At 70.5% G+C, this 12,677-nt stretch carries 11 protein-coding genes; 7 read left to right on the forward strand and 4 right to left on the reverse strand.

The features are described from left to right. Window positions 1-179 precede the first annotated feature (179 nt). Entirely contained in the window at window positions 180-554 is a 375-nt protein-coding gene (locus tag WME82_RS46650) for a response regulator (protein WP_012241215.1), read from the forward strand. An 80-nt stretch (window positions 555-634) separates the two neighbouring features. Here WME82_RS46650 and WME82_RS46655 read toward each other — a convergent pair whose 3' ends face one another. Continuing rightward, window positions 635-1,675: a hypothetical protein gene (locus WME82_RS46655; protein WP_438040605.1), complete on the reverse strand. Its 1,041-nt coding sequence runs from the start codon at window positions 1,673-1,675 to the stop codon at window positions 635-637. Window positions 1,676-2,180: 505 nt separating this feature from the next. On the opposite strand from WME82_RS46655, the gene WME82_RS46660 reads away from it, so the two are divergent. From WME82_RS46660 to WME82_RS46675, 4 genes are all read left to right on the forward strand, one after another. Continuing rightward, the gene (locus tag WME82_RS46660) at window positions 2,181-3,746 is read left to right on the forward strand and encodes a glycosyltransferase family 2 protein (protein ID WP_438040606.1); all 1,566 of its coding nucleotides are present in this window, start codon (window positions 2,181-2,183) and stop codon (window positions 3,744-3,746) included. A gap of 320 nt (window positions 3,747-4,066) precedes the next feature. Next, entirely contained in the window at window positions 4,067-4,372 is a 306-nt protein-coding gene (locus WME82_RS46665; RefSeq protein ID WP_012241218.1) for an integration host factor subunit alpha, read from the forward strand. An 11-nt stretch (window positions 4,373-4,383) separates the two neighbouring features. Then, a complete protein-coding gene (locus tag WME82_RS46670) occupies window positions 4,384-4,749 on the forward strand; it encodes a MerR family transcriptional regulator (RefSeq protein WP_437742891.1) in 366 nt (121 codons plus the stop codon). Beyond that, complete coding sequence (locus WME82_RS46675; protein ID WP_438040607.1) at window positions 4,730-5,392, forward strand: hypothetical protein; 663 nt, start codon at window positions 4,730-4,732, stop codon at window positions 5,390-5,392. Before WME82_RS46670 ends, WME82_RS46675 begins: the two co-directional genes overlap by 20 nt. Before the next feature lie 122 nt (window positions 5,393-5,514). Here WME82_RS46675 and WME82_RS46680 read toward each other — a convergent pair whose 3' ends face one another. Together WME82_RS46680 and mgtE are read right to left on the reverse strand one after the other, a co-directional pair. Then, on the reverse strand, window positions 5,515-6,132 hold the full coding sequence (locus WME82_RS46680) for a single-stranded DNA-binding protein (protein ID WP_437854874.1): 618 nt from the start codon (window positions 6,130-6,132) through the stop codon (window positions 5,515-5,517). Window positions 6,133-6,388: 256 nt separating this feature from the next. Beyond that, the gene (mgtE, locus tag WME82_RS46685) at window positions 6,389-7,774 is read right to left on the reverse strand and encodes a magnesium transporter (RefSeq protein ID WP_437742894.1); all 1,386 of its coding nucleotides are present in this window, start codon (window positions 7,772-7,774) and stop codon (window positions 6,389-6,391) included. A gap of 698 nt (window positions 7,775-8,472) precedes the next feature. Here mgtE and WME82_RS46690 point away from each other — a divergent pair. Together WME82_RS46690 and WME82_RS46695 are read left to right on the forward strand one after the other, a co-directional pair. Next, window positions 8,473-10,827, forward strand: a complete 2,355-nt coding sequence (locus WME82_RS46690; RefSeq protein ID WP_438040608.1) for a hypothetical protein — start codon at window positions 8,473-8,475, stop codon at window positions 10,825-10,827. Window positions 10,828-11,017: 190 nt separating this feature from the next. Beyond that, on the forward strand, window positions 11,018-11,707 hold the full coding sequence (locus WME82_RS46695; protein ID WP_437713728.1) for a response regulator transcription factor: 690 nt from the start codon (window positions 11,018-11,020) through the stop codon (window positions 11,705-11,707). On the opposite strand, the gene WME82_RS46700 is transcribed toward WME82_RS46695, so the two are convergent. Beyond that, window positions 11,689-12,630, reverse strand: coding sequence for a M23 family metallopeptidase (locus tag WME82_RS46700; protein ID WP_438040609.1), 942 nt, complete (start codon window positions 12,628-12,630; stop codon window positions 11,689-11,691). The two genes, WME82_RS46695 and WME82_RS46700, sit on opposite strands and share 19 nt — an antisense overlap. Window positions 12,631-12,677 lie beyond the last annotated feature (47 nt).

Raw genomic sequence — 12,677 nt, forward strand, 5'->3', positions numbered from 1 at the left:
AGAAAAGAAACAGGCAGAGAGCGCTGGTGTTTCAAGCGCGTATCAACGCATCGCGTGATGCGCTGAGGCGCGATTGATATCGCTCTTTGCCGAATATGGAGTATGGTCACTGTGAGCCAGGCCATGAAGACCTGGTCTTCACAGCGGCGGCCAGAGCCGGCCGCTGACGGGGGACACCCATGGAGATTGAGAGCACGACCCGCGTTCTGGTGATCGATGACGACGCCAGCAACTCCCAGCCGCTCGTCCACTTCCTCTCATCCCGGGACTACACGGTGGAGACGTGCTGCGGGCTCGGCCATGCGCGTGACGTGCTTGCCCGCTGGCGTCCTCATGTGATGGTGCTCGTGCCCCGGGAGGAGGCGGAGCTCCACAGCGAGATGGAGGAGCTCCGCCGCATGTCGCCGCGCGTGCCCGTCGTGGTGCTCACGCCCGCGGTCGGCCCCGAGCTCATCCTGGACATGGAGGCGTTTGCGCCCACGGTGCCCGCGTGCCCGTCGCGCGGCCTCGCGTACATCGAGTCTGCGGTGGCCGACGCCTCGGCCATGGGCTGACCGCGGCCGGCCTCGGATGGGGCCCGCGCTCACCGCGGGCCGGGTGCCACCGGGGCAGGTGCCTCTCGCATCGGCTCGCCTCAGGCGGACGGATCGAGCCCGTCCGGCAACCCGTCGAAGAACTCTTCCACCACGGACGCGAGCCAGGCGCGCACCGGTCCGGTCGCGCACATGCTCCTCACGACGGGCCAGAGCGCGTCCGCGAGCGCGCCGACGTCGAGCTCGGGCGTGATCCCGAGCCGCCCCAGCGCCTCGCCGAGCGGCTCGCCCGCGTGCGCCGCGACGAACGCCGCGATCGCCTCGCTGGTCCGCGTCCGGACGGGCCGATCCCGGAGCAGCTGCGCGGCGATGTCGGCGCCGAGCTCCGCGGCGATCGCCGAGCTCTTCGCGTCGAGCTGACCGACGAGCGCGCAGATCTCCTGCTCCAGCACCCACGTGGCGACCTGCTTGCGCAGGCCGACGAACTCGGGGGTGTCGCCCTTGGCGACGAGGATGTCGTGCACCTGGCGCATCGCCGTGCGCGAGAACCCCTGCAAGAACCGGCGGATCTCCGGCTCGAGCCGCCGCTCGAACTCGCCCCGCATCGCGCCCATCGTCTTTCCGACCCCGCCGAGGCCGAAGGGGGCGACCCGCTTGAGGAGCGCGGGCAGGCCCCACTCGGCGAAGAACGGGTTCACCTTCTCGGTGAACTCCATCAGCGTGTCGTAGAGGACGTCGCGCATCACCGCGTCGAGCGCCGCGCTCTCCAGCACCTCGCGCACGAGCCGCTCCGGCACGATCTTCGGCTGCTCGAGGATGCGGTCGAGCTTGTCGCGGGCGCCCTCCGGCAGGAGCTCCTTCGCGCTCCGCCGCTCGGCGCGCGCCGCCTCGACGAGCGCCGCGAGCGCCGCGGCGGCCGCGGGGCGGACCGCCCGCCGGAGCGGCTCCTCCGCCGCCAGCGCCTCGAGCGCGCGCCCGATCGCCCCCGCGTCCACGAGCTCGCCGAGCGGCGTCGCGAGCAGCGCCGCGAAGCCGGCAGGCAGCCGCTCCCGGAAGTCGCGCGCCGCCGCCTCCGAGACGAGCCGCGCCTCGAGGAACGCGATCTGACGAGCCTTCAGTTCATTAAGTAGCGCGCGATCCATCGGGAGAACCGATAGTCCCGAGCCCCCGCGGGTGCCAGGCGCAGATGACCCCGGGCCTCTGCCGACGCGGCGCGCGGCCCCTGCCCAGGCCCCGAAACCGCGCAGTACTGTGAATCTGCCCAGCGGGTGAGCACCCTACTCATCGAACGTGGTTTCGGAGGAGCCTTACCAAAAACACCTTACTTGGAGCTCCAGTATCCGGGGACTCCCTGAGTCGGCGCGCCGCTCGCGTACGTGCGTTCGTGCGGCGCACCAGCGGGCAGCGCCGCGCGCCCGGGCGAAGCGGGATTGTCGGTGATTGTCATTTCCCGCGGAGAGCGACTCGGGCCGAAGTCAACTTTGCGGACCTCGCGACAGAGAGTTGCAACGAATTACAAGTGCCTGACAACTTCGGATCCAGCGGATGGTACGCGTTCGTTGTCTGCCGGCGCCTGCAGGGGTGGAGAGCGGCGTTCTCGCCCGGTCCCACGGCTGCACGGCAACCCGCCGGCGGTAGGTGCTCGCGATGCTCTCCCTGCTGCTCTGTGTCCTCTACTTCGGCGTGCTGCTCGGCCTCAGCGCCTACGGCCTGCACCGGCTGCATCTCGTGGTCCTCTGTCGCCTGAACCGCGCCAAGATCACCCGCGCGCAGGAGGTCGCGGCCCTGACCGATCGCGACCTCCCGCCGGTGACGATCCAGCTCCCGCTCTTCAACGAGTCGACGGTCGCGGCGCGGCTGCTCGATGCCGTCGCGAAGATGGACTACCCGCGCGACAAGCTGGAGATCCAGGTGCTCGACGACTCGACGGACGAGACGCAGGGCCTCGTCCGCGCGCACGTCGAGCGGCTGCGCGCGCTGGGCCTCGACGCGGTGTACCTGCACCGCGTGGACCGCGTCGGCTACAAGGCGGGGGCGCTCGACGCGGGGCTCAAGATCGCGAAGGGCGAGCTGGTCGCGATCTTCGACGCCGACTTCATCCCGCAGCCGGACTTCGTGCGGTCCATCGTCGGCCACTTCGAGGACCCGACGGTCGGCATGGTGCAGACGCGGTGGGGCCACCTGAACCGCGACGTCTCGATCCTCACGCAGGTGCAGGCGCTCATGCTCGACGGCCACCACCTCGTCGAGAACCGCGCGCGCTTCGGCGCGGGCCTCCTGTTCAACTTCTCCGGCACCGGGGGGATGTGGCGCAAGGACGCCATCCGCGAGGCGGGCGGCTGGCAGCACGACACGCTGACCGAGGACCTCGACCTGTCGTACAGGGCGCAGCTCGCGGGCTACCGCTTCATCTACCGCGAGGATGTCGTCTCGCCCGCGGAGCTCCCCGAGGACATCTCGGCGCTGCGCGCGCAGCAGTACCGCTGGGCCAAGGGGACGGTGCAGACGGCGCGCAAGCTGATGGCGACCGTGCTGAGCGCCAAGCTCTCGCTCGGGCAGCGGATCGAGGCGTTCTTCCACCTCACGCCGCACTTCGCCTACCCGCTGCTGGTGCTGCTGAGCATCCTCTTGCTGCCGGCGCTCGTCCTGTTCCCCGCGGCCGACACGCTGACGATGATCGCCATCGATCTGCCGCTCTGCACGGCGACGACGGGGTCGCTCGCGGCGTTCTACATGCTGGCCGAGACGGCGCAGGGCCGCTCGCGCTGGGGCGCGGTCAGGCGCCTGCCGATGCTCATCGCGCTCGGGACGGGGCTCGCGCCGTACCTGTCGAAGGCCGTGATCGAGGGGCTCCGCAGCATGTCCGGCGAGTTCGTCCGGACGCCGAAGCAGGGCGACAACAAGGGCCGGTACAAGGTCCGCACGGACCTGCCGATCACCGAGGCGATGCTCGCGGTGCTGTCGTGCGGCGCGGTGGTCGCGTCCGTGGAGACGGGGCACTACTTCGCCACGCCGTTCGCGGTGCTCTTCGCCGTCGGCTACCTCTACGTGGCGTTCCTGGTCATCCAGGAGCAGATCGTGCGCCGCCGCGATGTGGCATCGAGCGCGCCGGTCGTCGGCTGGAGCGACGCGCGGCCGAGCGAGGCGGCCGTCGTCGGCGCCTGGTCCCGGCAGTCGACGAAGGAACGCCACCTCGGCGATCTTGCCGTCTGAGCGGATCGTCGCCGCCGAGCCCATCCTGCGCCCGTGGTCGCGCCGGTGAGCCTGCCGGATTCCTGGCCGCCGGATCGAGGGTGCGAGGTGTGGGGCGCTGCTCGTGGGGTCGCAGGTTCGCTCCGAGCGCTGCGTTGCTCGGGGGGCTCCACGAAGCGTGCCTGGTGCACATCGGGCGAAGCCTGCGTAACCCCCTAGACCTTACCGACGCACGCTGGCATTCTGCCCTCCAGGCCGGTCGGGGGACCGCACGCGGCTTCCTGAACGGTCTTCAGGGGTTGCGGCGCGTCCCCCCCTTCTGCAAGGGCGATGGGGGTGTCATGACGAAAGCCGAAATCGTTCAGGCGGTCTACTCCCGCCTTGGGGGGTTCTCGAAGAAGGAATCTGCCGATCTGGTGGACCTCGTGTTCGAGACCATGAAGGAAACCCTGGGTCGCGGGGAGAAGATCAAGATCTCTGGATTCGGCAACTTCGTGCTGCGCGACAAGCGCCAGCGGCAGGGTCGCAACCCCCAGACCGGCGACCCCATCCTGATCACGGAGCGCCGGGTCCTGAACTTCAAGGCGAGCCAGATCTTGAAGCAGGCCCTCAACCCGCGTGAGACGGCCTCGGCGGCCGAGGAGTAGACTGCTTGGCGGTGCGCGCGCAGCTTCCGGCGAAGCTGTACTACCGGATCGGCGAGGTGGCCGGCATCGTGGGGGTCGAGCCGCACGTGCTCCGGTACTGGGAGACCGAGTTCCGCTCCATCCGCCCGCAGAAGTCGGCGAAGGGGCAGCGGGTCTACAGCCGGCGCGACGTCGAGACGCTCCTCAAGGTCAAGGAGCTGCTCTACTCGCACCGCTTCACGATCGCGGGCGCGCGGCGCAAGCTGCGCGAGGGCGGCATCGAGCCGCCGACGCCGGACGCGGGCGCGAGCCACGAGGAGGTGCAGCGGATGCGCACGGCCCTCGTCGAGATCCGGACCGAGGTGATCGCGCTGATGGATGAGCTCGAGCGCGTCTGAGCTCCACGGCGTGGCGCCGGGCCTCGGGTTGCGCCTTGTGTTGCCGGCCGGGGCGAGCGGCGCGCCGGAGGAGGCGCTTCCCGCGATCGACGTCTCCGCGATCGCGGGCGCGAAGGTGACGCTCCTGCGGGGCGTCGAGGCGGACGGGCTCTCGCTGCGCGCGGTGTGCGTGACGGCCCCGTCGCGGCAATGGGTGACCGGCCTGGAGGAGCTCGTGCTCGATCGGGCCTCGGGGCTCGTGCGGGGTGGCCTCGGGATAGCGATCGAGCGGTGGGAGGCAGGGCCGATCCACGCGCAGTCGCATCGGTTCGAGCAGGCGTTCGAGGGAGCCGGGAGGGCTGGCGCGCGCGCGGTGGTGATCCGCGGGCAGCACGTGCTCGGCTTCGCCGGGAGCGAGCACGACGCGGCGCTCTGCAGCCTGGCCTGCCTGGAGCCTGCGCAGGGGACGGGCGCTCGGTGCGGCGCGCTGCTCGGCGCGACCGCGTTCGAGGGCGTGTTCGTGGCGCCACCTGAGCCGGGACTGCTCGTGCGGACGATCTTCCTCGCCGCGGAGCAGCCCCTCGCCATGACCGCGGCGCTCGGCGTGCTCGCGGCGGCGGGGGTGACCCTCCTGCTGGCGCGGCGGCCGCGGCCGCGGCCCTAGGACGGGGAAGAGGGGCTCGTGGAGAGCTGCCCGGCCCTCGGAGAGGGCCTATCGCGTGGATGCGAGATGTTGAAGAGAGAGGCGTACGCCAGGCTGATGACTCGACCGGGCAGGGGGAGCGATCAGAACGGGATGTCGTCGTCGTTGCCGCCGCCGCCGTAACCGCCGCCGCCGAAATCATCGGGCGGAGGACCGGGATCCTGCGCAGCCGGCGCGGGGCGACCGCCGCCGCCGCGGTTGTAGCCGCCACCCGCCGGGCGGCCGCCGCCGCCGCCGCCGCTGTAACCGCCGCCGCCGCCACCACCGCCGCCGCCACCGCCGCTGTAGCCACCGCCACCGCCGCTGTAGCCACCGCCGGGATCAGCGCCGAACGCGCCTGCGTCATCGCCGACAGCGCCGCGACCGCGGCCCCCGCCCGTCAGCAGGACGTTGTTCGCGATCACCTCGGTCTTGTAGCGCTTGTTGCCATCCCGGTCGTCGTAGCTCGACGTGCGGAGCGAGCCCTCGATGAAGATCGAGGAACCCTTGCTGAGGATCTTGCCCAAGGCCTCGGCGCGCTTGCCCCAGATCACGACATTGTGCCAGTCCGTCCGTTCTTTCCGGACCTTGTCGCGGTCCAGGTACGACTCGGTCGTCGCGAGCCGCAGGTTCAAGACGGCCTGACCCCCCTGGGTGAACCGGAGCTCTGGGTCGGCGCCCAGGTTGCCGAGCAGCATTACGCGATTCAAGCCTTCGGCCATCGTCACTCCTTCCCTAGGAGGGGCTCTCAGCGCACGCTGCGCTGAACGAACGTCGCCTGCTTCACTCCCCCATGGGGGCCGACGCGTCAAGGGTCGTGGCGCGCCGAAAAGCACGCGGCGCGCCCGCGCGGCGGGACCGGCGTGGGCCTCGGCACGGGCGGCGCGGCGTCGCTCGATCGCCGTCCGATGGCCGTCCGATGGCCGTCCGATGGCCGTCCGATTCCGCCAGGCTCCGCGCAATTCCGCGTGATTCCGCTCACCCGCCCGCTCCGGCTTGCGCGAGGAGGTCGGCCAGGAAGAGCCGGGCGATCGTGAAGTAGAGGAGGATCCCCAGGACGTCCACGAGGCTCGCGATGAACGGCGTGGAGCTGGTCGCCGGATCGAGGCCGAGGCGCCGGAGCAGGAGGGGGAGCATGGCGCCGACGGTGCAGCCCATGAGGACGATCGCCATCAGCGTCGCGCCGATCGTCAGGACGAAGCCGGTGCCGTCGCCCCAGAGCCAGACGCGGAGCATGCCGATGGCGGAGAGGATAAGGCCGAGCACGACCGCCTGCCCGAGCTCGCGGACGAGGACGCTCGCCCAGTCGCCGACGCGCACGTCGCCGACGGCGAGGCCGCGGATGATGAGCGACGACGACTGCGAGCCGGAGTTGCCGCCCGTGGAGATGAGCAGGGGCACGTAGTAGGCGAGCGTCGCGACGGCCTCGAGCTCGTGCTCGAAACGCCGGAGCACCTCGCCGGTCATGAACTCGCCGACGAACAGCACGGCGAGCCACGGGGCTCGCTTCTGGATGAACGTCCAGAAGCTCGTCTTGAAGTAGCTGTCCTCCATGGGGCCGACCGCGCCGAGCCGCTGCATGTCCTCGGACTGCTCCTCCGTGAGGACGTCCATCACGTCGTCGACGGTGATGACGCCGAGCAGCTTGCGGTCCGCGGAGAGCACGGGCAGCGCGTTGAAGTCGTACTTGGCCATGGTCCGCGCGACCTCTTCCTGGTCGGTCTCGGGGCTGACGGCGAAGACGTTCTCGGTCATCACGTCCGCGAGCTTCTCGGACGGCGAGGCGAGCAGCAGATCGCGCAGCGACACGACGCCGATGAGGTGCCCGCGATCGGAGACGATGTACACGTAGTAGATCGTCTCGGCGTCCTCACCGACGGCGCGGATGCGCTCGATCACGTCGGCGACCGTGAGGTGGATGCCCACCGACACGTAGTCGGTGGTCATGAGGCCGCCGGCGCTGTCCTCGGGCCACTTGGCGAGCTCCTCGACCTCGGCCGCCGCCTCGGGGTCGACCTTCTCAAGCGTGGAGAGCAGCGTGCCGCTGACCTGGTCCGGGAGGGCCTCGATGAGGTCCGTGCGGTCGTCGGCCGCCATCTCGGAGACGATCGGCGCGATGCTCTCGATGCCCATCTGCTCGACGAGCGCCTCCTGGGTCTCGCCGTCGAGGCGCTCGAAGATGGGCGCGGCCTCCTCGGCCCTGAGCGCCATCAGGACCTTCGCCGCTTCGGCGTCGTCCAGCAGGCCGATGAGGTCGGCGAGGTCCTCGTCGTGGATCTCGTCCAGCAGGTCGGAGAGCTGCGCCGGATCCTCGGTGAGCAGCTGCCGTACCTCCGGGACCATGGCGAGGGCGACGCGCAACATGCCCGGGCACTGACCACAACTCGGCTCTGCTGGGAAGCGGCAAACCCCACCGGCGCCGGGCCCGCGACCCACCCAGCTCCCCGGCGACCCACCCAGCTCCGCGCATCGACCGAGGTTGGGTTGCGGCGCCGCGGCCGACCGAGGTTGGGCTTCCCAGCCGACCGAGGTTGGGGCCTCCCAGCCGACCGAGGTTGGGCCTCCCACGACCGCCGGTCGCGCGCGATGGAGGCTGGGCTCCCGCGACCCGTGAAGGGGTGGTTTGCAATACAGTGATGAGTGAACTTTCCTTATTGGCCGACCCAGGTTGAGGACCAGGTCGGAGGAGCCAGGTCGACCCAGGTTGAGGGGCGGGTCGCCTACTGCGTTGGCTGTCGCGCAATCAGGTTGACGTCGCGGCGGCGCGCGGGGCATGGAGGGCACGGGTCTGCGGCGGCGGCATCTCGTTTGCTACGGGACCCCTTCGCGGGGTCGAGCGGGGCCGGCCGGGTCGAATTGACAGCCTTCCGGTCGGGTCCCTAGCATCGGGCTCCCGTCGAGCCGTGGATCGCCTGCGGAAGTCGGTCATGGGCCCGTGGACGGCGGGCCTTTTCGGTGGCTTGACCGCCGCGCAACTGGATCGGTGGTCGAAAGGAAAGTCGAATATGACGCGGATAGAGCGTGAGAGCAGGCGCCCGTGGAGGGGCGCGGTGAGGTTCGCCATGGCGGGCCTGCTGATCGCGGGCACAGGCAGCGCCTTCGGATGTCTGAGCCGCCCCATCGCCGAGAACAAGCCCCGGTCGACGTCGACGATCGTCGAGCGGCTGACGCAGAGCTCGGTCGACAAGATCGACCTCCTCCTGGCGATCGACAACTCGGGTTCGATGGCCGACAAGCAGGCCATCCTCGCCCTCGCGATCCCCGACCTCGTCCAGGGTCTCGTCAACCCGCGCTGCATCCACAAGGACGGCACGATGGCGACCACGGTCGCCTCGCCCAACACGCCCTGTCCGCAGGATCACAAGCGTGAGTTCGAGCCGGTCAAGGACATCCACATCGGCATCATCAGCTCGAGCCTCGGCGGCCACGGGTCGGGCGCCTGCCAGCGGACGACGAGCGCCTCGAACGTGGACATGGCGCACCTCCTCGCGCGCACCGACGAGAACTCCGACGTCAACGACATCCCGACCTACCTCAACCTGGGCTTCCTGGCCTGGGACCCGGATCAGAAGCTCGACGGCGAGCCGGAGACGCCGGATCCGAACGACGGCGAGGCGGATATCACCGCCGATTCGAACGCCGACCTCAACAACACGTCGCTGGTCGGGCAGCTCACCGCGATGGTCCAAGGTACGGGGCAGACCGGCTGCGGCTTCGAGGCGCAGCTCGAGAGCGTGTACCGCTTCCTCGTCGACCCGGAACCCTACGCGGCGATCAGCGTTGACCCGGCCACCGAAAACATCGTCGTCACCGGCGAGGATGCCGACGTCAAGAGGCAGCGCGCCGACTTCCTGCGGCCGAGCTCGCTCCTCGCGATCGTCATGCTCACCGACGAGAACGACTGCTCGATCCGCGAGGAGGGCAAGAACTACCTCGTGGCAGAGACCACAGGCTTCCGCCTGTGGCGGCCGCGCACCGAGTGCGCCACCGATCCGGGCAACAAGTGCTGCAGGTCGTGCAGCCAGAGACAGGACGACTGCCCCAAGGATGAGGCGTGCATGGGCACGGACGGCAACACCGCCCAGCTGACCAAGGAGGAGGACCCCGTCAACTCTCGCTGCTGGGATCAGAAGCGCCGGTTCGGCTTCGACTTCCTCTATCCGATCGACCGCTATCGGCGCGCCTTCACCGAGGCGCAGATCCCGAACCGCAGGGGCGAGCTGGTCCCGAACCCGATCTTCAGCGATCCGAACCCGGACGACCTCGACTCCAACGTCCGCGATCCCGGGCTCGTCTTCTTCGCCGGTATCGTCGGCGTGCCGTGGCACGACATCGCGCGTCAGAACGCGCAAGGCCAGCCCGACCTGCTGAACGGCCTCAACCAGGACGGCGAGCCGGTCGGTGGGTTCAAGAACTCCGACGAGCTCAGCGCGCCCGTGGCCGGCGCCGCCAGCACCTGGGAGCTCATCCTCGGCGATCCCGCGAAGTACCAGGCGCCGAAGGATCCCTTCATGATCGAGTCGATGAAGCCTCGCTCGGGCATGAACCCGATCACGGGCGATGCGATCGTCGGGCCGCAGGAGACGGGCTGGAACCTCATCAACGGCCGCGAGTACACGATCCCGCCGGACAGCACGGGGGACCTCCAGTATGCCTGCATCTTCGATCTCCCCGTGGACGCGGTGAAGACCTGCGACGGGACGGCTCAGAGCTGCGACTGCAGAGCGGTGGGGGGTCAGGCGACCGACAACCCGCTGTGCAGGCCTGAAGCGGGGAACGATCAGGAGGATCCGGCGCCCAGGTCGACGACGCAGATCAAGGCGAAGGCCTACCCGGGCCTCCGCGAGCTGCAGCTCATCCGGGAGCTCGGCCCCCAGGGCATCGTCGGCTCGGTGTGCCCGGGCCAGCTCAACGACCCCGGCGCGGCCGACTACGGCTACCGGCCGGCGATCGGCGCCATCATCGACCGCCTGAAGACGGTGCTCGGCGGCCAGTGCCTGCCGCGCACCTTGACGCCGGACACGGACCAGCAGGTCTCCTGCCTGATCCTCGAGGCGCGCAACTCGCAGGGCCAGTGCAACTGCGCGGATCCGAGGACGCCGGGGCGCCTCGACGTGACGGGTGCTCATACGGCGGCGAAGGACGAGGTGCTCTCGCTCGACATCGCGAAGGCGTCCGGCTGGGACTGCGTGTGCGAGATCCAGCAGCTCGAGGGCGACGGGGCCGTCGCGTGCAGGACCAACGTCAGCGATGACATCGACGTGCATGGGTGGTGCTACGTCGACCCGTCGATCCGGCTCGGCGATGCCGCTATCGTGGCCGACTGCCCGTCGACCGAGCAGCGCAAGATCCGTTTCACGGGCCAGGGCGAAGCCCAGCAAGGGGCCACGCTGTTCATCACCTGCTCCGGCGAGTAGGCGACGTCAGCGGCCGTCAGCTAGCGTCAGCTAGCGTCAGCTAGCGTCTGATTGAGCCCGGCGCGCGGGGTGCGATCGTGAGGTCGCGCCCCGCGGCGCTTTTGTGGCCCCGGAGCGGCTCCAGCGAGCCGGCCGGCGGAGCGCCGGGAGGGACCTGCCCAGTTTTGTGCTAAGACCGGACTCCGTCGTGGTGGCACGGAAGAAGATTCTCATCATCGAGGACGAGCCCCACATCGTGCTGGGGCTGACGGACGCCCTCGAGTTCGAGGGCTTCTCGGTGGCGTCGGCCTCGAAGGGGAAGGACGGCGTGCTGCTCGCGCGGCAGGAGAAGCCGGACGCCATCCTCCTCGACCTCATGCTCCCCGACACCAATGGCTTCAAGGTCTGCGAGGATCTGCGGCGCTGGGACGCGTTCGTGCCGATCATCATGCTGACGGCCCGCGGCCAGGAGATCGACAAGATCCGCGGCCTCGACGCGGGCGCCGACGACTACGTGACCAAGCCGTTCAGCGTGGGCGAGCTCATCGCCCGCCTGCGCGCCCTCTTCCGCCGCGCCGCCCGGCCGGCCGAGGCGCCCGTCGAGGTGTTCTCCATCGGCAACGTGCAGATCAACATGACCGCGCACACGGTCTCGCGGGGCTCGCGCTCGGATCAGCTGTCGTTCTACGAGGTCGAGCTCCTTCGCCTGCTGCACGAGCGCGTGGGCCAGCCGGTCTCGCGCGAGGAGATCCTCCAGAAGATCTGGGGGATCGAGGCCGGGCCGTCGAACCGCACGGTCGACAACTTCATCGTCAAGCTGCGCAAGAAGATCGAGCGCTCGCCCGACAAGCCGGAGCACATCCTCACGGTCTACGGCTTCGGTTACAAGCTCGCTCCCTGACGGAGCGGCAGGACGTTGCGGAGGTCGCAAGGCACCGTCACCGCGGCGTCGGTGATGCGCTTCGGATCGGGCTCTTCGATGCGCGCGCCCTCGCGGATCTGCCGCGCCTCGAGGCGCAGCCGGACGAGGCCCGGGCTGCCCGTCTCGCCGGCGTACCCGACCACGTCGCCCGCCTCGAGGCGCGCGCCCGCCACGACGCCGGGGCCAGGGCGATCGAGGTGGCCATGGAGCAGGAGGTACCTGCGCACGCGATCCACGTCGCGCGCCTCGCGCACGTCGTGCGCCGTGGCCACCGTGATCCCGGACAGCGCGCCGACGAAGACGACCTCGGCCTTCCCCTCCTGGCCCTCGAGCCTGAGCGCCGCCACCCGCTCGCCGCGCGTCGCGGCGATGTCGATCCCGCCGATCCACGACGGCGGCTCGGGCCGCGCCGCGCCGATCGCGACGATGGAGCCCGCTGCAGGCAGCGCGCCCGCCCCGGCTGGAGCGTCCTCGACAAGGAGGAACCCCGGCGGCGCGTCCGGCGCGCCGATCGGGAACGTGTACGCGGCGGCGCTCGCCGGACGTTCCGGGCGGCGGGGGATGTGCTCGGGGGCCTGGCTGCGCGTGCCCGCTCTGGCGGGGCGCGCACCGGCAGGGTCAGAAAGCGCCGCAGCGCCGCCTTCGGGGAGCGGCGCGCCCGGAGCAGGCAGCGGGACGCAGGCGGCGCCCTCCGGCACGGTGCGCGGGCCGCAGAGCGCCGCCGCGCCCGCGGCGCCGCGCGCCGCGGCCGCCGGAGGGACGACCGCGGGCGGCGGCGGCTCGGGATCGTCGATGCCGCCGAGCGCGAGGACCAGCGCCGACGCCGCGGCGCCGCGCACCAGCGGGGAAGGGGAGACCGCTGCCCTCGCCGGGCGGGCTTGCAATGAGCCGGACACACGCATGCCATGAACGGTCTACCGCATCGCGCGCGGCGGGCGAGCTCGATGCA

It is taken from the genome of Sorangium sp. So ce128 (assembly GCF_051525245.1).
GTDB classification, from domain to species: domain Bacteria; phylum Myxococcota_A; class Polyangia; order Polyangiales; family Polyangiaceae; genus Sorangium; species Sorangium cellulosum_B.